Origin of the sequence: Azorhizobium sp. AG788, assembly GCF_004364705.1 — a bacterium.
GTDB classification, from domain to species: domain Bacteria; phylum Pseudomonadota; class Alphaproteobacteria; order Rhizobiales; family Xanthobacteraceae; genus Azorhizobium; species Azorhizobium caulinodans.
In genome coordinates, this window is record NZ_SOBM01000003.1 from 147633 (window position 1) to 169800 (window position 22168).

The following is a 22168-nucleotide window of genomic DNA, read 5'->3' on the forward strand; positions in this document are numbered from 1 at the left end:
TCGGGGAGATGCCTGCCCGCGCCGGGGCGCGGTCGTTTCAGAGGATGCGCGCGGGCGAAGCCGTGCGAGCAGCAGGACAGGCGGTCCTGCGGAGACAGCCTTTGCGTTCACGCGCAAGGAAGGCTAATTCCGCGCCATGGCTCCTCCTCTCGTCCTGCTGCAAGACATTCACCTGCGCTTTGGCGCGACGCCTCTCCTCGACGGCGCGGAGCTTTCCGTGGCCCCGGGCGAGCGTTTGTGCCTCGTGGGCCGGAACGGCTCGGGCAAGTCCACGCTGCTGAAGGTGGCGGCGGGCCTGCTGGAGCCGGATGACGGCACGCGCTTCTTCCAGCCGGGCGCGACCGTCCGCTATCTGCCGCAGGAGCCGGATTTCACCGGCTTCGCGACCACCTTGGCCTATGTGGAAGCCGGTCTCGGGCCGGGCGACGACCACTATCGCGCCCAGTATCTGCTGGAGCAGCTCGGCCTGACGGGTCAGGAAGACCCGGCGCATCTGTCTGGCGGCGAAGCCCGCCGGGCGGCCTTGGCGCGCGTCATCGCGCCCGAACCGGACGTCCTCATGCTGGACGAGCCGACCAACCATCTCGACCTGCCCGCCATCGAGTGGCTGGAAAGCGAGCTGAAGAGCCTGCGCTCGGCCCTCGTGCTGATCTCCCATGACCGGCGCTTCCTCGAAAACCTCTCCCGCGCCACCGTCTGGCTCGATCGCGGCACCACGCGACGGCTCGATCAGGGCTTCGGCGCCTTCGAGGCCTGGCGCGATCAGGTGCTGGAGCAGGAAGAAACCGACCGCCACAAGCTCGACCGCAAGATTGTCGCGGAGCTGGATTGGCTGCGCTATGGCGTCACCGCCCGGCGCAAACGCAATGTGCGCCGCCTCGGCGACCTGCACGCCATGCGCAAGGACCGTCGCGAGGTGCGCCGCGCCCAGGGCAATGTGAAGATCACGGTCACCGAGGCGGAGACCTCCGGCAAGCTGGTGATCGAGGCGAGGGCCATCGCCAAGGCCTTCGACGGCGTGAGCGTGGTGCGCGACTTCTCCACCCGCATCGCGAGGGGCGACCGCATCGGCATCGTCGGCCCCAACGGCGCCGGCAAGACCACGCTGCTCAAGATGCTGATCGGCACGCTGAAGCCGGACAGCGGGTCGGTGAAGCTGGGCTCCAATCTCGAGATCGCCTCGCTGGACCAGAAGCGCGCGGCGCTCCGCCCCGAGACCACGCTGCGCGATGCCCTCACCGGCGGGGGCAGCGATACGGTGATGGTCGGCGGCCAGCCCAAGCACGTGATGGGTTATCTGAAGGACTTCCTCTTCACGCCCGAGCAGGCCAATTCGCCCCTCTCCGTGCTCTCGGGCGGCGAGCGCGGCCGGCTGATGCTGGCGCGCGCTCTGGCCCTGCCGTCCAACCTGCTGGTGCTCGACGAGCCGACCAACGATCTCGACCTCGAGACGCTGGACCTCTTGCAGGAGATGGTGGCCGACTATCCCGGCACGGTCATTCTGGTGAGCCACGACCGTGACTTCCTCGACCGCACGGTCACCTCGGTGATCGCGGCGGAGGGCGATGGCGTCTTCTCCGAATATGCCGGCGGCTATTCGGATATGGTGAACCAGCGCGGCCACGGCGTGGAAGCCAAGGCCAAGGCGAAAGCCGAGGGTAAGGCGTCCCCAGCGGCGGCGCCCGCCGCGGGCAAGCCGAAGGAGGCCAAGCGCCGCCTGAGCTTTGCCGAGAAGCACGCCCTCGAAACCCTGCCCAAGACGCTGGACAAGCTCAGGGCAGACGCGGCGGTGCTGGAAAAGAAGATCGCCGACCCGTACCTCTATGCCAAGGACCCCGCCGCCTTCGAGAAGGCGAGCACCGCGCTCGGCAAGATCCATGCGGACATCGAGGCGGCCGAGGAAGAATGGCTGCGCCTCGAAATCCTGAAGGAAGAACTGGGGGGCTGAAGCTCCTTACCTCAGGGCTTGCGGACCGCGCGCGGACACCCGCCCGCGGTCCCGCCAACACGGCGGCTACTGCACGAAGATGGTGCGCAGCGTGCCGATGCCATCGATGCTGACGTCCACCTCGTTACGCGGCTCCTTCATGGAGCCGACGCCGATGGACGTGCCGCAGGCGATCAGATCGCCCGGATTGAGTGTCATGTCCTGCGACAGCAGCGCCACCAGCTTCGCCGGCGGGAAGATCATGTCCGAGAGCGGATAGTTCTGCCGCTCGGCGCCGTTGAGCACGGTGCGCACGCTGGCCGTGGCGGGATCGAGGTCGGTGACGATCCAGGGGCCGAACGGACCATAGCCGTCGAAGCCCTTCGCCCGCGCCCACTGCGGGAAGGTGGGATCCTTGTTCAGGATGTCGGCGGCGGTCAGATCGTTGACGATCGTGTAGCCGAAGATGTGTTCGGCCGCCTCGTTCTCGCTGATGTTGCGGGCGGTCCTGCCGATGACGATGCCGAGTTCGCCCTCATAGACCGTCTTGCCCGAATAGGCCGGCGGACGGCGCACTTCGGCATCAGGGGCGGCGACGGTCGTGGTGGACTTCAGCAGATAGAGCGGCTCGGCCGGCTCGGCCACGTTCAGCTTGGCCGCGAGGCCGTGGAAGTTGTTCCACAGCGCGATGATCTTGGTGGGATCGCAGGGCGCGGCGAGTTGCGCGCCCGCGAGCGGGCGGGTCTCGCCCGTCGGCTGCGCCGTGCCGAACATGTCGCCCGCATGTACCGCGATCTGGTCGCCCTCGACGCGGCCGAAGCCCGTCGCCGCACCATCCGTGAACCGCACCCATTTTGCCATGATGTCCCTCCCGTGGCGCCCGCCGCGGGAGGGCGGCGTCAGCGCGTGCGTTGGCCGTTGAGGCTCGCCATCAGCTCGCGATGCCGGCGTTCCTCATTGTCGTTGTTCACAACCACCACCGCCCAGATGGCCGCCGGCAGCCAGCCGATCAGCGTGATCTGGAGCACCAGGCACAGGATCCCCTGAAAGATCCGGCCGCGCAGCATGAGCGCCAGCCAGGGGAGCAGCACCGCAATCGCAATCATCCTTCCCTCCTGCGCCGCGCGAGCGCGCGGCCCCCTCAACATGGGATGGCAGGCGGAACTTTGCGAGAGGGCCCCTGCGGCAGGCGCCCACAGGATGCGGGCGGCAGACGGTGCGATGGTCGGTGAGTGATGGGGTGCCCTGAGGGCGGAAAAGTCGGGCGCGGCGCCTCAGGCAGCCGGCAGGCCCGTGCCCCGCGCGGAAAACCCGTCGCGCCGGGGTCGAACAGGATCGGATACAGGCCGGTCCGCGCGGTCGCTGCGTCCCGGAAGAAAAGGCCCGCCGCTATCGCGGCGGGCCGAACGCGGGGTCGGCCGGGTCCATCGACCCGGTCGGCCGGATGCGCCAATCAGACCGCGCGCGCCTCGTGCAGGGCCTTGATCTGCTCGGGGGTATAGCCGAGGTCGGCCAGCACTTCGTCGGTGTGCTCACCCAGCAGCGGCGAGCCGGTGATTTCCACCGTCATGTCCGAGAACTTGATGGGCGAACCGACGGTGAGGTACTTGCCGCGCTGCTTGTGATCGACTTCCACGATGGTGCCGCTCTCACGCAGGGACGGATCGTTGGCGATCTCCTTCATCGTGAGCACCGGCGCGCAGGGGATGTCGAACTTGCGCAGGATGTCCACCGCCTCGAACTTGGTCTTGTCCGCGAGCCAGGCCTCGATGAAGGCGAAGATCTCGAAGATCTTGTCCTGACGGGCTTCCGCCGTGTTGTAGGCCGGATCGTCGATCCACTCTTCCTTGCCGAGGGCGCGGCAGATGGGGGCCCAGGCATGGCCCTGGATGGTGAAGTAGATGTAGGCGTTGGGATCGGTCTCCCAGCCCTTGCACTTCAGCACCCAGCCGGGCTGGCCGCCGCCGCCCGCATTGCCGCCGCGCGGCACGACATCCGAGAAGGTGCCGTGCGGATACTGCGGATACTCCTCGAGGTAGCCGACGCGGTCGAGGCGCTGCTGGTCGCGCAGCTTCACGCGGCAGAGGTTGATGACGGAGTCCTGCATGGACACGGCGACCTTCTGGCCCTTGCCGGTCTTGTTGCGGGCGTGCAGCGCCGTGAGGATGCCGATGGCGAGGTGCATGCCGGTGTTGCTGTCACCGAGCGCAGCCGCCGAAACGGTGGGCGGGCCATCCCAGAAGCCGGTGGTGGAGGCGGCGCCGCCAGCGCACTGCGCGACGTTCTCGTACACCTTCAGGTCTTCATAGTGGTGGCCGTCGGAGAAGCCCTTCACCGAGGCGACGATCATGCCGGGGTTGAGCTCCTTGATGTGCTCCCAGGTGAAGCCCATGCGGTCCAGCGCGCCGGGACCGAAGTTCTCCACCAGCACGTCGCTCTCCTTGATGAGCTTCGTGAGCACTTCCTTGCCCTGGGGGGTCTTGGTGTCCAGGGTGAGCGAGCGCTTGTTGGAGTTCAGCATGGTGAAGTAGAGCGCGTCGGCGTTGGAAATGTCGCGCAGCTGGCTGCGGGTCACGTCGCCGGCGCCCGGACGCTCCACCTTGATCACGTCAGCGCCGAACCAGGCCAGCAGCTGCGTGCAGGCGGGGCCGGCCTGCACATGGGTGAAGTCGATGATCTTGATACCCTCGAGTGGCTTCGACATGTGCATTCTCCCTTTCAACGTCTTGCTTCGCGCGTCGCGCGGAAGCGAACTGCTGGCGTCACGACTCTTCTGATGGCAGCAAGCGGATCGGGCCCATTGCGGAAGAGAACGGATCGCACCGGACAAGGCCACTACTGGGGTTGGCTTAGCCGAACTCGACGTCTCGTTTCGCAAGCGGGCCCGCGCGCCGCCGGTCTGCCGCCCTGGAGGCTGACCGGGTCAGCCTGCCGCGGACGGCGGACCCGCCTCCCGCCCTTGAGGGACAGGCCGGCCGGGCCGTTCCGAAGGGCGCCCCGTTGATCCGGAGGTCATCCGGCGAAGCGCCCCAAGGTCCTCTTCGTGCGGGCTCGCGCCCGGCGGCACCCGTCCTTGCGGCGCGGGCACCAGAACGTTCGGCGCCTATTCGGCCGCCTGGCGCACGGGGCTCAGCCCCACCGCGCCGGAATGCTTCACTTCCGCGATGCGGTCGGCATCGAAGCCGAGCACGGTCGCGAGAATTTCCTCCGTGTGCTCGCCCAGCAGCGGTGAGCGCTCCACCGGCACGTCGTTGTCCGACAGCTTGATGGGGTTGCCGACGGTGACATAGGCGCCGCGCACCGGATGCTCGACCTCCACCAGCGTGCCGGTGGCGTAGAGCGAGTCGTCCTCGATGATCTCCTTCATGGAGAGGATCGGGCCGCACGGAATGTCGTACTGGTTGAGGATCTCCATGGCCTCGAACTTGGTGTGGGCCATGGTCCAGGCTTCGATCCGCGTGAAGATCTCATTGAGATGCGGCAGGCGCGCCGCGGCCGTCGCGTAGTTCGGATCGGTCTTCCAGGTCGGCTCGCCGATCACGTCGCAGATCTTCTCCCAGACCGGGGCCTGGGTGATGAAATAGAGATAGGCGTTGGGATCGTGCTCCCAGCCCTTGCACTTCAGGATGCGGCCGGGCTGGCCGCCGCCGCTGTCATTGCCGGCGCGCGGCACCGCCTCGCCAAAGGGCACGCCCTCGCCGAACTGGCTGTATTCGCGCAGCGGACCGCGGGAGAGGCGCTGCTGGTCGCGCACCTTCACGCGGCAGAGGTTGAGCACGCTGTCCTGCATGGCCGCCAGCACCTTCTGGCCGCGGCCGGTATGCTCGCGCTGATAGAGGGCGGTGACGATGCCGAGCGCGAGGTGGAGGCCCGTGCCGCTGTCGCCGATCTGCGCGCCGGTGACCATGGGCAGGCCGTCGCGGAAGCCCGTGGTGGACGCCGCGCCGCCGGTGCATTGGGCAACGTTCTCATAGACCTTGCAGTCCTCGAACGGACCGGGGCCGAAGCCCTTCACGGACGCGAGGATGATGCGGGGATTGATTTCCTGAAGGCGCTCCCAGGTGAAGCCCATGCGGTCAAGCGCGCCCGGAGCGAAGTTCTCAACCAGCACGTCGCACACCTTCACCAGATCCTCGAGCACCTTCTTGCCCTCGGCGTTCTTGGTGTCGAGCGTGATCGAACGCTTGTTCGAATTCAGCATGGTGAAATAGAGGCTGTCGGCATTCGGCACGTCGCGCAGCTGGGTGCGCGTCACGTCGCCCTCGCCGGGGCGCTCCACCTTGATCACGTCGGCGCCGAACCAGGCCAGCAGCTGCGTGCAGGTGGGTCCCGACTGAACGTGGGTGAAATCGAGAATGCGGACGCCGTCTAACGCCTTGCCCATGGCTTCCCTCATATCCTTTCCGCACGCGCCTTAAGCAACGCTTGGGTGTTCGTTGGTCAACGCGGGGGGAGAGGAAGGCGGGGCCCGAAGGTCCCGCCCGGGGTGACTTGAAGTCGTTTCAGACCGAGTGCGCGCTCACTTCTTGCGCACCACCACGCTCTGCGGGTTGAGGCTGCCGATGTTGCCGCTCTCGCTGCCCGCCGCCGGATCGATGACGGCGTTGATGAGCGTCGGCTTGCCACTGTCCATGGCGGCGCTGACCGCGCGATAGAGCTCGTCGGGGGTGGTGACGTTCACGCCCACACCGCCGAAGGCTTCCATCATCTTGTCGTAACGACTGTCCTTCACGAACACCGTGGTGCCCGGATCGCGGCCGGTCGGATCGGTGTCCGTGCCGCGGTAGATGCCGTTGTTGTTGAAGATGACGATGGTGACCGGCAGGTCGTAGCGGCAGATGGTCTCCACCTCCATGCCGGAGAAGCCGAAGGCGCTGTCGCCTTCCACCGCCAGAACCGGCTTGCCGGTCTCGACGGCCGCCGCGATGGCGAAGCCCATGCCGATGCCCATCACGCCCCAGGTGCCCACGTCCAGGCGCTTGCGCGGCTGGTACATGTCGATGATGCCGCGGGCGAGGTCGAGGGTGTTGGCGCCCTCGTTGACGAGGATCGCGTCGGGACGCTCGGCGATGACCTTCTTCAGCGAGCCGAGCGCGCCGTGGAAGTCCATCGGGGAGGAGTTCTTGAGAAGCTTCGGCGCCATCTTGGCGATGTTGGCTTCCTTCTTGGAGCGGATCGACTCGATCCAGTCCGCGGGCGGCGCCTGCCAGGAGCCGTCGATCCGGTCGAGCAGGGCGGAGACCACCGAGCCGATGTCACCCACGAGCGGGGCGGCGATCTCGACGTTGGAGTCCATCTCCTTCGGCTCGATGTCCACCTGGATGAACTGCTTGGAACCGGGCTCGCCCCAGGTCTTGCCCTTGCCGTGCGAGAGCAGCCAGTTCAGGCGGGCGCCGAGCAGGATCACCACGTCGGAGTCCTTCAGCGCGGTCGAACGCGCGGCGCCGGCGGACTGCGGGTGGGTGTCGGGCAGCAGGCCCTTGGCCATGCTCATGGGCAGGAAGGGAATGCCGCTCTTCTCGATGAAGGCGCGGATTTCCTCGTCGGCCTGGGCATAAGCGGCGCCCTTGCCGAGGATGATGAGCGGGCGCTTGGCACCCTTCAGCAGGTTGATGGCGCGATCCACAGCCGCCGGGCCGGGAATCTGGGCCGGGGCCGGATCGATGACCTTCACCAGCGATTTCTCGCCGGCGGCGGCATCCATCACCTGCGAGAAGAGCTTCGCGGGCAGGTCGAGATAGACGCCACCGGGACGGCCGGAAACGGCCGCGCGGATGGCGCGGGCGACGCCGATGCCGATGTCGGCCGCATGCAGCACGCGGAAGGCGGCCTTGCAGAGCGGCTTGGCGATGGCGAGCTGGTCCATCTCCTCATAGTCGCCCTGCTGCAGGTCGACGATCTCGCGCTCGGAGGAGCCCGAGATGAGGATCATCGGGAAGCAGTTGGTGGTCGCGTTGGCGAGCGCGGTCAGGCCGTTGAGGAAGCCCGGCGCGGACACCGTGAGGCAGACGCCCGGCTTCTTGGTGAGGAAGCCGGCGATGGCGGCGGCGTTGCCCGCATTCTGCTCGTGGCGGAAGGAGACGACGCGGATGCCTTCGGCCTGCGCCATGCGCCCGAGATCCGTGATCGGGATGCCCGGCACACCGTAGATGGTCTCGATGCCGTTGAGTTTCAGCGCATCGATGACAAGATGGAAGCCGTCGGTCAGCTCCTGCTGGGCATCGGCTTCGGTTTCGACCCTCTGTGCAACTGCGGACATTCCGCGTCCTCCCGGATGTTCTTCGGATACCGGCTAAAAGCGATCTCAAAGCGTCGGGCGCCGGCGGACCGGCGGACCGTCAAAGGCCGCAACGGCCTCTATTCTGGAAACTGGCCGTGCTTCTCCACGAGAGCGGCCAGCGCCATCGTGTGCTCGCGCACCAGGCGCTCGGCGCGCTCGGGGTCGCGCGCCTCGAGCGCATCGATGATGGCCATGTGCTCCTGCATGGAGACGTCGGAGCGGTTGTCCTGCTGGATGGAGACCGTGCGGATGGCCCGCATGTGCAGGAACAGGTTCTCGGTCATGTCCACGATGAGCGCGCTGCCGCCCATGCGGATGATGGCCTGATGGAAGGCGATGTTCGCCTTGGAATATTCGGGCACGTGCGCGGCCGGGCGTTCGGCCTCGAAATCGTTGAAGAGCCTGCGCAGGGACGCGAGGTCCGCCGCCGTCGCACGGGTCGCGGCGAGGCGCGCCGCCATGCTTTCCAGCGCCGCCCAGACGGTGATCATTTCCACCAGCTGGCGCTTGGTCTTGCGCACCACGAAGATGCCCCGCCGGGGGACAGACCGCACGAAGCCTTCCTGCTCCAGCACCGTCATGGCTTCGCGGATGGGGGTCCGGCTCACGCCGAGATCCTCGGAGAGCTGACGCTCGTCCAGCCGGATGTCGGTGTTGCTGCCGTAAATGTCCATTTCCGTAATGGCCCGCTTAAGAGCATCATAGGCCAAGGCGCGCAGGCTCGAACTCGCCCCGAGGGGTTCGACATTGAGCTTGGGCGTGTCTGCGACCTGATCCACGAGCCCTGTTCCCTTCCCTGTGGCGGCGCCTTCTGTCGGGCGTATGCCGTCGGTGAAATACTGTGTACTGTATGCTAGCAGAGCACGCAATCCCTGGGCGCCGCGGAAAAAATTGCGCGGTGCAGCAAAAATCCAGCGGGGACGGGGAGTTGCGGGGATCAGGGCCGCCCGGCCGAGGCCATCACAGCCTCGGGAGGGACCCGCGGCCCCTCCCCTAGATGCCTCTGAACGTGGGCGATTGTTTCAGAGAGGCCGAATGCGGCCGACGCCTCAGCGGACGATGAAGCCGGCGGTTTCCATCAGCGAGCGGTGGCTGTCCGCCGCCTTGCTGAGCCACGTCTTGTAATCATTGCCGGTGAGGGCGCTCGTGTTGAAGGCGCCGCGCTGCATGAACTCCCTCCACTCGGGCGTCTCGCGCACCCGGCGGAAAAGTTCCACATAATAACCGACCTGATCGGCGGTCAGGCGCGGCGGGCCGAAGATGCCGCGCAGCATCAGATATTCGATATCGAGACCGGCCTCCTTGCAGGTGGCGATATCGGCCCACGAGGTCTGACCGACCACGGGCTCCTTATAGGGCAGGCGCTCGTCGTCGAAGACGCAGAGCGGTCTCACCTCGCCGGCCCGCCACTGCGTCACAGCCTCAATGGGATTGTTCACGGACGCGGTGATCTGCCCCTTCACCAGTTGGGTCGCCACGTCTCCACCGCCCTTGTAGGGCACGTAAATGAAGCGGCCACCGGTCTTCTGCTCGATGGCAGCGGTGATGATCTGGTCTTCCTGCTTGGAGCCGGTGCCGCCCATCTTGAACTCGGCACCGGGGGGTGCCGCCTTGAGGGCGGCGACAAAGCCCGCCACGTCGCTGTAGGACGCCTTGGCGTTCACCCAGAGGATGAACTCGTCCAGCGCCAGCATGGCCACCGGGGTCAGTTCGTCCCAGCGGAAGGGCGCGCCGGTGGCGAGCGGTGTGGTGAAGACGTTGGACAGGCTGATCAGGATCTTGTGGGGGTCGCCCGCTGCGCCCTTCATCTCCAGGAAGCCCTGGGCGCCCGCCCCGCCCGGACGGTTCACCACCACCAGGGGCTGCGCCATCAGGCCATGCTTCTGGATGATTCCCTGAATGACCCGCGCCATCTGGTCGGCGCCGCCGCCGACGCCCGCCGGCACCACCAGTTCCACGGTCTTCGTCGGCTGCCAAGCCTGAGCCGCCGCGGGCGCAAGACAGAGTGCGGCGAGCGCGCCGAGGGACCATCGGTGGAGACGACGCATGAGAGCGCGGGACATTCGGCTTTTCCTCCCGGTCACGTCCACCCTCTGGCCGGAGCGGATCGCAGGCCGCCGGAAAACCTCTCCGATGGCCGCCCGGAAGCCTAAACGCTCCCCTCCACGGGATGCAACGCCCGCGGGCGCGCCCTTTACTGCCAATCGTCAAAAGAACGGTGGGATTGAACCGTGCCCACAGGAAAAGACGATGTAACGGCGGAGCGCATCAATGACCGTTGAGCACATAGTCAGCGATATGTCGCGAAATCCGGCGGCAAGGTCTCGTCGGCGCCGGAATACAGGCGCGTCATCTGGTCGGCGGCGGCGGTGATGAGGCGTCCGAGCCGGGCGACGCGATCGTCCGTCATTCGACCGGAAGGACCGGAGACGGACACCGCCCCAATGGGTTCGCGCCATTCGTTGTAGATGGCCGCCGCCACGGCCCGCATGCCGGTGGTGTGCTCCTCATTGTCCACCGCATAGCCGCGCTCGATGATCTGGGCGATGTCGTCCATGAGGGCGCGCTCGGTTCGGTGGGTGCGCACGCCCAGCGGCTCGTAGCGCACCTGCGCCAGCAGCGCGCCGCGGAAGGCGGGGCCGGCGGCGGCGAGGATGCTCTTGCCGGCGGCGGTCGCGTGGAGCGGGAGCCGCTGGCCGAGACGGAAGAAGGCGCGCACGCTGGCATGGCCTTCCGCCTGCCCGACCACCACCAGTTCGGCGCCGTCGAACATGGAGAGGTTCACCGTTTCGTCCGCATCATGCAGCAGGCGGCGGATGACCGGGCGGCCGATGTCCGGCAGCTTGCGGATGCGCAGATAGGCCGCGCCGATGCGGAACAGGCCCAGCCCCACGGTCCACAGGCCGGTTTCCGCATCATGATTGACCAGTTGGCGCTTCTGGAGCGTCGCCAGCAGGCGATGGGTCGTGGAGGCCGGCAGTTCCGCGCGGCGGGCCACGTCCGTGAGGCTCATGCCGTCGGCTTCGGCGAGGATGCGCAGGAGATGGATCGCCCGGTCCAGCGACTGGACCTCGGCGCCTCCGTCCGGCGACGTGGAGGCCGGACGTCCGCGACGGCGGGGGGCAAGATCCGTATCGGGCATTCAGGGCTCCAGGCGAGCGGCCGGCGTGCCGCCGACGGGGCTCAACTTCTGCCGCCAGCGCTGATTTTGCAAGGGCGCGCGGCCGTTTCACACAGCCGGAAATGCCCTTGCGGAAGACGAGGGCGGCCCGGCTTTTAAAACGATTTTTCCGACAGGCGCTGCATTTTTCCACGTGACGGAAATTAATCTCACGGCTATCCTCTTATTCATCGGCTTCGAAGGCCGCGTCCGCGTCACGCGGTGGCATACAAAATATTCCATTCAAAAGACGAGGAGACGCTGGAATGAAGGTGTGCATCTATGGGGCGGGGGCCATCGGCGGCTATCTCGGCGTTCAGCTGGCCAATGCCGGCGCGGAGGTCAGCCTCGTGGCGCGTGGTGCCCATCTCGAAGCCATGCGACAGAACGGCGTGAAGCTCCTCATCAACGGGGAAGAGCGCGTCGCCCGCGTGAACGCCAGCGATGATCCGGCGGAGCTCGGCCCGCAGGATTACGTCTTCATCTCCCTCAAGGCCCATTCCGTCCCCGGCGTGGTGGAGCGCATGCGCCCCCTGCTCGGCAACGACACCAGCGTCGTCACCGCCGTCAACGGCGTGCCCTACTGGTATTTCTACAAGCACGGCGGCCCGCTGGAAGGCCGGACGCTGGAGAGCATCGATCCGGGTGGAAAGCAGTGGGACGTGCTGCGCCCCGAGCGCGCCATCGGCTGCATCGTCTATCCCGCCACCGAAGTGGTGGAGCCCGGCGTCATCCAGCACATCTACGGCGACAAGTTCCCCATCGGCGAGCCGTCCGGTGAGCGCACCGAGCGCATCCAGCGCCTGAGCGATCTCATGAATTCCGCCGGCCTGCGCGCGCCGGTGGTGGATCACATCCGCGACGAGATGTGGCTGAAGCTGTGGGGCAACCTCTGCTTCAACCCCATCAGCGCCCTCACCAACGCCACCCTCGAAGTGATCGCCGCCGATCCGGACACCCGCTCGGTGGCCAAGGCGATGATGCTGGAGGCGCAGGAGATCGCCACCCGTCTCGGCGTGAGCTTCCGCGTGGACGTGGAGCGCCGCATCAACGGCGCCGGCGCGGTGGGTGCGCACAAGACCTCCATGCTCCAGGATCTGGAGCGCGGGCGCCCCATGGAGATCGATCCGCTGGTGACCGTGGTTCAGGAAATGGGCCGCATGGTGGATGTGCCCACCCCGACGCTCGACGTGGTTCTGGCCCTCGTGCGCCAGCGCGCCGCCACCGCCGGCATCGGCGATCATCTGTCGACCCCGCCGCTCACCGCGGCCGACCTGCGGGCGGCGGACCTTCATGCCTCCACGGGCAAGATGGCCGCGCGGCACTGAGATCTGCCGGAGGGTCTGCCCTCCGGCGACGCCTTACACCTCCAAGCCAACTGCGCCGGCACTCCTTCGGGGGGCCGGCGTTCTTTTTGGTCCGGGAGGCTGTCGCGATGTCTGGGATGAGGTTTTGCCGCGCCCGCGCGCCCAAACCTCATCCCAGCCCGTCCGCGCCAGGGAGATCCCCGGCGCCGAAAGCTGGAATTGAGCGTCCCTCACTCGGAGGCGGAGACGATCGGCGGCGCGCCATGGTTGGTGCCGGCGCTCAGGGCGACACCGGTCAGCACATAGCCCAGCACGAGAACGGCAAAGACGGCGATACGCTTCAGCATGGGAGATCTCTTCGAGAAGGGGTTGGGGCCGCAGGACGCCCGCTTCGGCGCACCGTCCCACGGAAGCGTTGGCAAGACGTTAACGTCTCCTTCATGGATGGGGCGTCGGCCGCCTCATCTTCGCAACGGTTAATGCACAGTCCCGCCACACTGTTCCCGCGGGCGTCGCATTAAGCTTGATCTCCGGTAAACGGCAGGGCCCGCCACGCATGGGAGCCTTGTCCGGAGCGCTGGACAGGGCGCACGCCTCCGTCTAGAGCCTGACCCGGGAACCCATGCGCCGGGCTGCCGCCCGCGCACGTGCCATGCCCGCACCGGCTTTCGCCGGCCTGACCTCCAGCCCTGATGTCCCCCATGATCCGCAAGCTCTATGACTGGGTGCTCGCCTATTCGGCGCGTCCGTCCGCTCCCTGGGCGCTCGCCATCGTTGCCTTTGCGGAAAGCTCCATCTTTCCCGTGCCGCCCGACGTGCTGCAGGTGCCCATGTCGCTGGCGCGGCCGGACAAGGCCTGGCGCTATGCGCTGATTGCCACCATCGCCTCGGTGCTCGGCGGCCTCGTGGGCTATGCCATCGGCGCCCTGCTCTATGACAGCCTCGGCCTGTGGCTCATCAATCTCTATGGCTATGGCCAGAAGGTGGACGCGTTCCGCGCCGCCTATGCCCATTACGGTCACTGGGTGATCCTGCTGAAGGGCCTCACGCCCATTCCCTACAAGCTGGTGACCATCACGTCGGGCTTTGCGGACTACAGCCTGTTCTGGTTCGTCGTCCTCTCGGTCATCACCCGCGGTGCCCGCTTCTTCCTGCTGGCCGCGCTGCTGCACTATTTCGGCCCCGCCGCCCGCGACTTCATCGAGCGCCGCCTCGGCCTCGTGACGCTGGGCCTTCTGGCCATCGTGGTGCTGGGCCTCGTGGCGGCGGCCTATCTGGTCTGAGGAAGCGCCGCGCCGGGGCCCGGAACGCACCATCGGAAATGCAAACGGCCGGGCAAACGCCCGGCCTTTTCGTTTCAGAAGGTGCCGCAGGTCAGCGCGGCAGGGTGGTGGTGCCCATGAGGGCGAGGTCAATGGCGTGGGCCGCCTGACGGCCCTCGCGGATCGCCCACACCACCAGCGACTGGCCGCGCCGCATGTCGCCCGCCGCATAGAGCTTCGGCACGGAGGTCTGATAGTCCGTGACGTTCGCCTTCACATTGCCGCGCCCGTCGAGATCCGCGCCCGACTGCTCGAGCAGGCCCTCATGGATGGGGCTCGCGAAGCCGATGGCGAGGAAGACGAGATCGGCGCGCAGCACGAATTCCGTGCCGGGGATCGGCTGGCGCTTGTGATCGACGCGGGCGCACTTCACGCCGGTCACCCGGCCGTTGCGCCCCTCGATGCCGAGCGTGGCGCAGGCGAACTCGCGCTCGGCGCCCTCGGCCTGCGAGGACGAGGTGCGGAACTTGGTCGGCCAGAAGGGCCACACCGCCAGCTTGTTCTCCTTCACCGGCGGCACCGGGCGGATGTCGAGCTGGGTGACGGAGAGGGCGCCCTGGCGGAAGGCGGTGCCCACGCAGTCGGAGGCGGTGTCGCCGCCGCCCACCACCACCACATGGCGGCCGGAGGCCAGCAGCGGATGCTCGCGGCCGGTGTCCTCATGGCCCACGCGGCGGTTCTGCTGCACCAGATAGGGCATGGCGAAATGCACGCCTTCCAGTTCCTGGCCCGGCAGCTTGGGATCGCGCGGGGCCTCGGCGCCGCCGGCGAGCAGCACCGCATCATAGCTGTCGAGCAGTTCCTGCACCGGCTTCGTCACGCCCACATTGACGCCGTAGTGGAAGGTCACGCCCTCCGCTTCCATCTGCGCCACGCGGCGGTCGATGTGGTGCTTCTCCATCTTGAAATCGGGGATGCCGTAGCGCAACAGGCCGCCGGCCTTGGGCTCGCGCTCGAAGACGTGCACGTCATGGCCGGCACGGGCAAGCTGCTGTGCGGCGGCAAGGCCGGCCGGGCCGGAGCCAACCACGGCGACGGAACGTCCGGTGCGGTGGGCCGGGGGCTCGGGCTTGATCCAGCCCATCTTCCACGCCTTGTCGGCGATGGACTGTTCCACGGTCTTGATGGTGACCGGCATGTCCTCGAGGTTCAGCGTGCAGGCTTCCTCGCACGGGGCGGGGCAGACGCGGCCGGTGAACTCGGGGAAATTGTTCGTGGAGTGGAGGTTGCGGGCCGCTTCCTCCCACTCGCCATTATAGACGAGGTCGTTCCAGTCCGGGATCTGGTTGTGCACCGGGCAGCCGGTGTCGCCATGGCAGAACGGGATGCCGCAATCCATGCAGCGCGCCGCCTGGTTGCTGACTTCCGTCTCCGGCAGCGGCAGGGTGAACTCGCGGAAATGGCGAATGCGATCGGACGCCGGCTGATACTTCTGATCGTGCCGATCGATCTCCAGGAACCCCGTGACCTTACCCATCAGACACCCCTCCGCGGAGCCTCGTCGCGCGCACCGCGCCGCAGCTCCCATTACAAGAATTGTTCCAGCTTGAGGACTCTCGACCCGTCACTTTTTGCGCACGCCAGCCCTTTCGCCGGCGCGGGGCGCAAATGAAGGTTCGGGTCGGAGGCGACTTCCGGCATCCGTGCCAGAAGAGAGGGCCGCGCGCGAGGGCGCGGCCCGTCGTTCGGCTTACTCCGCCGCCTGGAGGCGTTTCTCCATCTCGCGGAGCGCGCGCCGGTATTCGACCGGCATCACCTTCACGAACTTGGAGCGGTAGTCCGCCCAGTTGTCGAGTATCGTCTGCGCCCGCTGCGAACCGGTGTAGTGCAGGTGCTTCACGATCAACTGGTGCAGGCGCTCCTCGTCGTGGCGGGACATGTCGCCCTGCACGTCGATGCGGCCCTTGAACTCCAGATCGCCGCCATGGTGGTGGAGGCGTTCCAGCAGGTCCTCTTCCTCTTCCACCGGCTCGAGATCGACCATGGAGAGGTTGCAGCGCTTGGCGAAGCTCTTGTCCTCGTCCAGCACATAGGCGACGCCGCCGGACATGCCGGCCGCGAAATTACGCCCGGTCTGGCCGATGACGACGACCACGCCGCCGGTCATGTACTCGCAGCCGTGATCGCCCGTGCCTTCAACGACGGCAATGGCGCCGGAGTTGCGCACGGCGAAGCGCTCGCCGGCGACGCCGCGGAAGTAGCACTCGCCCTCGGTGGCGCCGTACATGACGGTGTTGCCGACGATGATCGAGTTCTCCGCCACGATGGCGCTGGTCTCGGCCGGCTTCACGATGATGCGGCCGCCCGAGAGGCCCTTGCCCACATAGTCATTGGCCTCGCCCTCAAGGTTGAGGGTGATGCCCGCCGCGAGGAAGGCGCCGAAGGCCTGGCCGGCGGTGCCCTTCAGGTTCACCTCGATGGTGCCGTCGGGCAGGCCCGCATGGCCATAGCGCTTGGCGACCGCGCCCGAGAGCATGGCGCCGGCGGAGCGGTCCACGCTGCGGATGGCATGGTCGATCACCACCTTCTCGCCCCGCTCCAGCGCCGGCTCGGCCTTGGCGATGAGGGTGCGGTCGAGCACGTGCTCGATCGGGTGGTGCTGGCGCTCCGTGTGGCGGACGGAAACCGTCGGCGGCACCTGCGGCACGGCGAAGATGCGGCTGAAGTCGAGGCCCTTCGCCTTCCAGTGGTCGATGGCGGGCTTCTGGTCCAGCACGTCGGCGCGGCCGACCATCTCGGCCACCGTGCGGAAGCCAAGCTGGGCCATGATCTCGCGCACGTCCTCGGCGACGAAGAAGAAGTAGTTGATGACGTGCTCGGGCGTGCCCTTGAAGCGCTTGCGCAGCACCGGGTCCTGGGTGGCGACGCCAACCGGGCAGGTGTTGAGGTGGCACTTGCGCATCATGATGCAGCCGGCGGCGATCAGTGGCGCCGTGGAGAAGCCGAACTCGTCCGCGCCGAGCAGCGCGCCGATGACCACGTCCCGGCCAGTGCGCAGGCCGCCGTCCACCTGCAGGGCCACGCGGCCGCGCAGACGGTTGGCCACCAGCGTCTGCTGGGTTTCGGCAAGGCCCATCTCCCAGGGCGAACCCGCGTGCTTGATGGAGGTGAGCGGCGAGGCGCCCGTGCCGCCCTCGAAGCCGGAGATGGTGATGTGGTCCGCGCGCGCCTTGGCAACGCCGGCCGCCACCGTGCCGACGCCGACTTCCGACACCAGCTTCACCGAGACGTCCGCATCGGGATTGACGTTCTTCAGGTCATAGATGAGCTGCGCCAGATCCTCGATGGAATAGATGTCGTGGTGCGGCGGCGGGGAGATGAGGCCGACGCCCGGGGTGGAGTGGCGCACCTTGGCGATGACCGCATCCACCTTGTGGCCGGGCAGCTGGCCGCCCTCGCCGGGCTTGGCACCCTGCGCCACCTTGATCTGCATCACGTCGGAATTGACGAGATATTCCGCCGTCACGCCGAAGCGGCCGGAGGCCACCTGCTTGATGGCGGAGCGGGCGCTGTCGCCGTTCGGCAGCGGCTTGAAGCGCTCGGCCTCCTCACCGCCCTCGCCGGTGTTCGACTTGCCGCCGATCCGGTTCATGGCGATGGCGAGCGTGGTGTGCGCCTCGCGGGAGATGGAGCCGAACGACATGGCGCCGGTGGAGAAGCGCTTGACGATGTCGGCCGCCGGCTCGACCTCGGAAATGTCGATGGGCGCGCGGCCGAACTCGTGCGCTTCCTTGAGGCGGAAGAGCGAGCGGATGGTGAGAAGCCGCTTGTCCTGCTCGTTCACCTGATCGGCGAAGTCGCGGTAGCGGTCCTGCGCATTGCCGCGCACCGCATGCTGGAGCGCCGCGACGCTGTCGGGCGACCAGGCATGGTCCTCGCCGCGCATGCGGTAGGCATATTCGCCGCCCACATCGAGCGCGAGGCGATAGACCGGGGCGTCCGAGAAGGCGATCTGGTGACGGCGCACCGTCTCCTCGGCGATCTCGGCGAGGCCCACGCCCTCGATGGTCGAGGCGGTGCCGAAGAAATAGCGCTCGATGACGGCAGAGGAGAGCCCCACCGCGTCGAAGATCTGGGCGCCGCAATAGGACTGGTAGGTGGAGATGCCCATCTTGGACATCACCTTCAGCAGCCCCTTGTCGATGGACTTGATGAAGCGCTTGACGATCTCGGTGTCGTCCACCTCGTCCGGAATGTCTTCCAGCGCGAGCAGGGTCTCGAAGGCGAGATAGGGGTTGATCGCTTCCGCGCCATAGCCGGCGAGGCAGGCGAAATGGTGCACCTCGCGCGCCTCGCCCGTCTCCACCACGAGGCCCACGGAGGTGCGCAGGCCCTTGCGGATCAGGTGATGGTGCACGGCGGCGGTGGCGAGCAGCGCCGGGATCGGGATGCGGTCCGGGCCGACCATGCGGTCAGACAGGATGATGATGTTGTAGCCGCCGTGGACCGCCGCCTCGGCGCGTTCGCACAGGCGCTCCAGCGCGCCTTCGAGCCCCGCCGCGCCCTTGTCGGAGGGATAGGTGATGTCGAGCGTGCGGGTGTCGAACCGCTCCTCCATGAAGCCGATGGAGCGGATCTTCTCCAAGTCCTCATTGGTGAGGATGGGCTGGCGCACTTCCAGACGCTTGCGGCGGGCGGTGCCTTCGAGGTCGAAGATGTTCGGCCGCGGCCCGATGAAGGAGACGAGGCTCATGACCATCTCCTCGCGGATCGGGTCGATGGGCGGGTTCGTCACCTGCGCGAAGTTCTGCTGGAAGTAGTTGTAGAGCAGCTTCGAATTGTTGGAGAGCACGGGGATGGGCGTGTCGGTGCCCATGGAGCCCACGGCTTCCTGACCAGTGATGGCCATGGGGGCCATCAGCAGCTTCACGTCTTCCTGCGTGTAGCCGAAGGCCTGCTGGCGATCGAGCAGGGACACGTCGGTGCGCACCTCGCGCGCCTCCACGGGGCGCAGGTCCTCGAGCACCAGCTGCGTGTGCTTCAGCCAGTCCTTGTAGGGATTGGCGCGGGCGAGCTCGGTCTTGATCTCCTCGTCGGGGACAAGGCGACCTTCCTTCAGATCCACCAGCAGCATCTTGCCGGGCTGGAGGCGCCACTTGGTGACGATCTTCTCTTCCGGGACGGTGAGCACGCCGGATTCGGAGGCGAGCACGATGGTGTCGTCGCTGGTGACGAGATAGCGCGCCGGGCGCAGGCCGTTGCGGTCCAGCGTGGCGACGATCTGGCGGCCGTCGGTGGCGACGATGGCAGCGGGGCCGTCCCACGGCTCCATGAGGGCCGCGTGATACTCGTAGAAGGCGCGCCGCTCCTCATCCATGAGCGGGTTGCCCGCCCAGGCTTCCGGCACCAGCATCATGGCCGCATGGGCAAGGCCGTAGCCGCCTTGGGTCAGGAACTCGAGCGCATTGTCGAAGCAGGCGGTGTCCGACTGGCCCTCATAGGAGATGGGCCAGAGCTTGGAGATGTCAGCACCGAACAGCTCGCTGTCGACGGAGGCCTGGCGGGCCGCCATCCAGTTCACGTTGCCGCGTAGCGTGTTGATCTCGCCGTTATGGGCGACCATCCGGTAGGGATGGGCCAGCGGCCACGCCGGGAAGGTGTTGGTGGAGAAGCGCTGGTGCACGAGGGCGAGCGCGCTCTCGAAGTCCGGATCGTGCAGGTCCGGATAATAGGCCCCGAGCTGGTCGGCGAGGAACATGCCCTTGTAGACCAGCGTCCGGCAGGAGATGGACACCGGGTAATAGCCGGCGGTGCGCGGGTCCTTGGCGTCATAGATGACGTTGGAGATCACCTTGCGCATGACGAAGAGGCGGCGCTCGAAGGCGTCCTCGTCCATCTGCGCCTCACCGTGGCCGATGAAGATCTGCTCGTGGTTCGGCTCGGTGGGGAGCACGCTCTCGCCGAGCGAGGAATTGTCGGTCGGCACGGTGCGCCAGCCGAGCAGGACGAGGCCCTCTTCCGCCACCACGCGCTCGAAGGCGGCGCGCACGATCTCGCGGCCCTCGGCGTCGCGGGGCATGAAGATGTGGCCCACCGCATACTGGCCGGGCTCGGGCAGCGTGAAGCCGAGCTTCTCGGCCTCCTTGGCGAAGAAGCGGTGCGGGATCTGCACCAGCATGCCGGCGCCGTCGCCGGCGCGCGGGTCGGCGCCCACGGCGCCGCGATGCTCCAGATTCAGCAGGATCTGGATGCCGTCCTGAATGATCTTGTGGGACTTGCGGCCCTTGATGTCGGCGATGAAGCCGACGCCGCAGGAGTCCTTCTCGTGCGCCGGGTCGAACAGGCCGAAGGCTTCCGGGCGACCCGCGATCGCCGGGTCTTTGGCGTTAGCGGCACCAAGAGCCACATTTGCCGTCCCGATACTGCGATCCACGTTGGTCATTGTCCCAGGTCCTCTCCTTGAGTCCGGCATTCGCCGATCCAGACATCCCATTGTCCTCGCGCAGGCGCGCGCACGCTCGACCTGAACGCACGCCAACTACGCTGAAGGGGACGCCGATAGGGCAGTAGGACTGCCCTTTCTTTCGAAACATGACAGAAAAGCGGCACGCCCACAAGCACGCTGATGCGCATGAGCCATGTCGACGCTGCATAAATTGCGCAGCCGCCGTCCCGAGCGCAACAACGGTACGAAGAATAGCCCTCCCACGCAACGCTATTGCGAACATGCGATTTCCGGTTCCCCGGTGCGGCAGGCTGGTGGCTTTCACCGGCTCGCGCGGCACGCCGACGCAGGCCACACGCCCCGCCAGCCTCCGGCAATCCTCATGATCGAGAGTGCGTGCCGTTTGGACACCTTCCGGGGGAAAGGTCATGACACCCGCCCGCATTCCGGGGCCGCGCCTCGTCGGCGCCGGCCTCATCGCGGCACTCGTGCTCGTCGCCAGCACCGTTCCGGCGGCCAATGCCGCGGAACGGGGTGTCACCTTCGCGCCCTCGGGCGGCGGGGGATATGGCGGCTACGGCGGCGGATGGAGCGGCGGCGGGGCCCAGCCCGGCCCTCCCGGACCGCCCGGCCCCAACACCGGCATCTGGCTCCAGCCGGACATCAGCGTGCCCATGCCGCCGGACCAGAACCCCATGCCGCCCGGTGCCCCGCTGATCCCGCCGGACCAGATTCAGGCCATCGTCAGCGGTGCCGGCTATGCGCGGGTCGGCACGCCGCAGCTCTCGCAAGGCTATTATTACATGAAGGCCAGTTCCGCCGCCGGCGACGTGATGCTGGCGGTGGATGCGCGCTCGGGCCAGGTGGTCTCCTCCCGCCCCATTCCCTCGACGCCCCGCCCGCCGGTGGTGGACAGCGGCTCACTCATCGGCAACGGCTCGCTCATCGGCACGCCGCCACCCACCGTTCCGCGCGGCCCGCTGGCGCCCGATCCCAACAATCCCGACGGCGAATAACCGGCGGGCAGGCCGCAAACGAAAAAGGGCGGGTGCCGCAGCACCCGCCCTTTTCGCATCCGGACCGGAACGGCTCACTTGCCCTGGAGCAGGGGCGCCAGTTCCTTGTCGAGATCGGCGATGGAGATCGCGCCGGCGATCTTTTTGCCGTTGATGAAGAAGGTCGGGGTCGAATCGACGCCCAGTTCCTTGTTGCCGTACTGGGCGCTCGCCTGAACCTTCTCGGCGAGATCCTTGTCGGTGAGGCACTTCTCGAAGTCCGCCTCGCTCATGCCCGCCTGCTTGGCGACGGTGAGCAGGCCGGCGGCCGGATTGTTGCCGAAGGCCCAGGAGCGCTGGGTCTCGAACAGGGTATCGACCATCGGGAAGTATTTGTCGTCAGGCACGCAGCGCGCCAGCATGAAGGCGGCGGTGGAGACCGGATCGAACGGGAACTCGCGCAGGATGTAGTACACCTTGCCGGTGTCCACATATTTCGTCTTGAGCGTCGGGAAGGTCTGCGTGGCGAAGGCGGCGCAGTGGCTGCAGGTCATCGAGGCATATTCGATGATCGTGACCGGCGCCTTCGGATTGCCGAGCGCCTTCACCGGCAGGGGGCTCGCGGCCGGCGCCGTCAGCTTGGCGTCTTCGACGGTCTGCGCGGCGGCCGGCGAGATAAGATCGACGGACACGCCCAGAAGACGGGCGAGCGGCAGGCCCACGCCGCCGGCCAGGGCAAGGAAGCCGACCCCTTCGAGGAAACGGCGACGGTGAAGCAACATGAAGGTCTCC

General features: G+C 67.2%; 15 protein-coding genes. 4 read left to right on the forward strand and 11 right to left on the reverse strand.

From position 1 onward, the window contains the following. Nucleotides 1–136: 136 nt before the first annotated feature. Nucleotides 137–1948, forward strand: a complete 1812-nt coding sequence (locus DFO45_RS08450) for an ATP-binding cassette domain-containing protein (protein ID WP_133864526.1) — start codon at nucleotides 137–139, stop codon at nucleotides 1946–1948. Between the two features lie 66 nt (nucleotides 1949–2014). On the opposite strand, the gene DFO45_RS08455 is transcribed toward DFO45_RS08450, so the two are convergent. The 8 genes from DFO45_RS08455 to DFO45_RS08490 all read right to left on the reverse strand — a co-directional run bounded on the left by DFO45_RS08455 (nucleotide 2015) and on the right by DFO45_RS08490 (nucleotide 11349). Further along, nucleotides 2015–2788, reverse strand: a complete 774-nt coding sequence (locus DFO45_RS08455; protein WP_133864527.1) for a fumarylacetoacetate hydrolase family protein — start codon at nucleotides 2786–2788, stop codon at nucleotides 2015–2017. A gap of 38 nt (nucleotides 2789–2826) precedes the next feature. After that, entirely contained in the window at nucleotides 2827–3033 is a 207-nt protein-coding gene (locus tag DFO45_RS08460) for a YqaE/Pmp3 family membrane protein (RefSeq protein WP_043878802.1), read from the reverse strand. A 347-nt stretch (nucleotides 3034–3380) separates the two neighbouring features. After that, on the reverse strand, nucleotides 3381–4631 hold the full coding sequence (gene frc, locus DFO45_RS08465) for a formyl-CoA transferase (protein WP_012169001.1): 1251 nt from the start codon (nucleotides 4629–4631) through the stop codon (nucleotides 3381–3383). 399 nt (nucleotides 4632–5030) lie between these two features. Next, entirely contained in the window at nucleotides 5031–6311 is a 1281-nt protein-coding gene (gene frc, locus DFO45_RS08470; protein ID WP_133864528.1) for a formyl-CoA transferase, read from the reverse strand. A 135-nt stretch (nucleotides 6312–6446) separates the two neighbouring features. Further along, the gene (gene oxc, locus DFO45_RS08475; RefSeq protein WP_133864529.1) at nucleotides 6447–8186 is read right to left on the reverse strand and encodes an oxalyl-CoA decarboxylase; all 1740 of its coding nucleotides are present in this window, start codon (nucleotides 8184–8186) and stop codon (nucleotides 6447–6449) included. Nucleotides 8187–8284: 98 nt separating this feature from the next. Further along, nucleotides 8285–8986 (reverse strand): GntR family transcriptional regulator, encoded by a 702-nt coding sequence (locus DFO45_RS08480; protein ID WP_043878801.1) that lies wholly within the window; start codon nucleotides 8984–8986, stop codon nucleotides 8285–8287. Between the two features lie 270 nt (nucleotides 8987–9256). After that, complete coding sequence (locus tag DFO45_RS08485) at nucleotides 9257–10255, reverse strand: tripartite tricarboxylate transporter substrate-binding protein (protein ID WP_133864826.1); 999 nt, start codon at nucleotides 10253–10255, stop codon at nucleotides 9257–9259. Nucleotides 10256–10497: 242 nt separating this feature from the next. Next, a complete protein-coding gene (locus DFO45_RS08490) occupies nucleotides 10498–11349 on the reverse strand; it encodes an IclR family transcriptional regulator C-terminal domain-containing protein (protein WP_012168996.1) in 852 nt (283 codons plus the stop codon). Between the two features lie 284 nt (nucleotides 11350–11633). Between DFO45_RS08490 and DFO45_RS08495 the strand changes: the two genes are divergently transcribed. Both DFO45_RS08495 and DFO45_RS08500 read left to right on the forward strand, forming a co-directional pair. After that, nucleotides 11634–12695, forward strand: a complete 1062-nt coding sequence (locus tag DFO45_RS08495) for a 2-dehydropantoate 2-reductase (protein ID WP_012168995.1) — start codon at nucleotides 11634–11636, stop codon at nucleotides 12693–12695. A gap of 680 nt (nucleotides 12696–13375) precedes the next feature. After that, entirely contained in the window at nucleotides 13376–13957 is a 582-nt protein-coding gene (locus tag DFO45_RS08500; protein WP_043878800.1) for a YqaA family protein, read from the forward strand. 91 nt (nucleotides 13958–14048) lie between these two features. On the opposite strand, the gene DFO45_RS08505 is transcribed toward DFO45_RS08500, so the two are convergent. Together DFO45_RS08505 and gltB are read right to left on the reverse strand one after the other, a co-directional pair. After that, nucleotides 14049–15473, reverse strand: a complete 1425-nt coding sequence (locus tag DFO45_RS08505) for a glutamate synthase subunit beta (RefSeq protein ID WP_043878799.1) — start codon at nucleotides 15471–15473, stop codon at nucleotides 14049–14051. A 213-nt stretch (nucleotides 15474–15686) separates the two neighbouring features. Then, nucleotides 15687–20378, reverse strand: coding sequence for a glutamate synthase large subunit (gene gltB / locus DFO45_RS08510; protein WP_043878798.1), 4692 nt, complete (start codon nucleotides 20376–20378; stop codon nucleotides 15687–15689). Nucleotides 20379–20809: 431 nt separating this feature from the next. Here gltB and DFO45_RS08515 point away from each other — a divergent pair, with 431 nt between their 5' ends. Then, a complete protein-coding gene (locus DFO45_RS08515) occupies nucleotides 20810–21397 on the forward strand; it encodes a hypothetical protein (protein WP_133864530.1) in 588 nt (195 codons plus the stop codon). Nucleotides 21398–21471: 74 nt separating this feature from the next. On the opposite strand, the gene DFO45_RS08520 is transcribed toward DFO45_RS08515, so the two are convergent. After that, complete coding sequence (locus tag DFO45_RS08520) at nucleotides 21472–22158, reverse strand: DsbA family protein (RefSeq protein WP_208299761.1); 687 nt, start codon at nucleotides 22156–22158, stop codon at nucleotides 21472–21474. Nucleotides 22159–22168 lie beyond the last annotated feature (10 nt).

Bases quoted from the DNA above. Each gene is read 5' to 3' on its own strand.
- DFO45_RS08450 (WP_133864526.1), top strand. From the start codon at position 137: ATGGCTCCTCCTCTCGTCCTGCTGCAAGACATTCACCTGCGCTTTGGC.
- DFO45_RS08455 (WP_133864527.1), bottom strand. From the start codon at position 2,788: ATGGCAAAATGGGTGCGGTTCACGGATGGTGCGGCGACGGGCTTCGGC.
- DFO45_RS08460 (WP_043878802.1), bottom strand. From the start codon at position 3,033: ATGATTGCGATTGCGGTGCTGCTCCCCTGGCTGGCGCTCATGCTGCGC.
- frc (WP_012169001.1), bottom strand. From the start codon at position 4,631: ATGTCGAAGCCACTCGAGGGTATCAAGATCATCGACTTCACCCATGTG.
- frc (WP_133864528.1), bottom strand. From the start codon at position 6,311: ATGGGCAAGGCGTTAGACGGCGTCCGCATTCTCGATTTCACCCACGTT.
- oxc (WP_133864529.1), bottom strand. From the start codon at position 8,186: ATGTCCGCAGTTGCACAGAGGGTCGAAACCGAAGCCGATGCCCAGCAG.
- DFO45_RS08485 (WP_133864826.1), bottom strand. From the start codon at position 10,255: ATGCGTCGTCTCCACCGATGGTCCCTCGGCGCGCTCGCCGCACTCTGT.
- DFO45_RS08490 (WP_012168996.1), bottom strand. From the start codon at position 11,349: ATGCCCGATACGGATCTTGCCCCCCGCCGTCGCGGACGTCCGGCCTCC.
- DFO45_RS08495 (WP_012168995.1), top strand. From the start codon at position 11,634: ATGAAGGTGTGCATCTATGGGGCGGGGGCCATCGGCGGCTATCTCGGC.
- DFO45_RS08500 (WP_043878800.1), top strand. From the start codon at position 13,376: ATGATCCGCAAGCTCTATGACTGGGTGCTCGCCTATTCGGCGCGTCCG.
- DFO45_RS08505 (WP_043878799.1), bottom strand. From the start codon at position 15,473: ATGGGTAAGGTCACGGGGTTCCTGGAGATCGATCGGCACGATCAGAAG.
- gltB (WP_043878798.1), bottom strand. From the start codon at position 20,378: ATGACCAACGTGGATCGCAGTATCGGGACGGCAAATGTGGCTCTTGGT.
- DFO45_RS08515 (WP_133864530.1), top strand. From the start codon at position 20,810: ATGACACCCGCCCGCATTCCGGGGCCGCGCCTCGTCGGCGCCGGCCTC.
- DFO45_RS08520 (WP_208299761.1), bottom strand. From the start codon at position 22,158: ATGTTGCTTCACCGTCGCCGTTTCCTCGAAGGGGTCGGCTTCCTTGCC.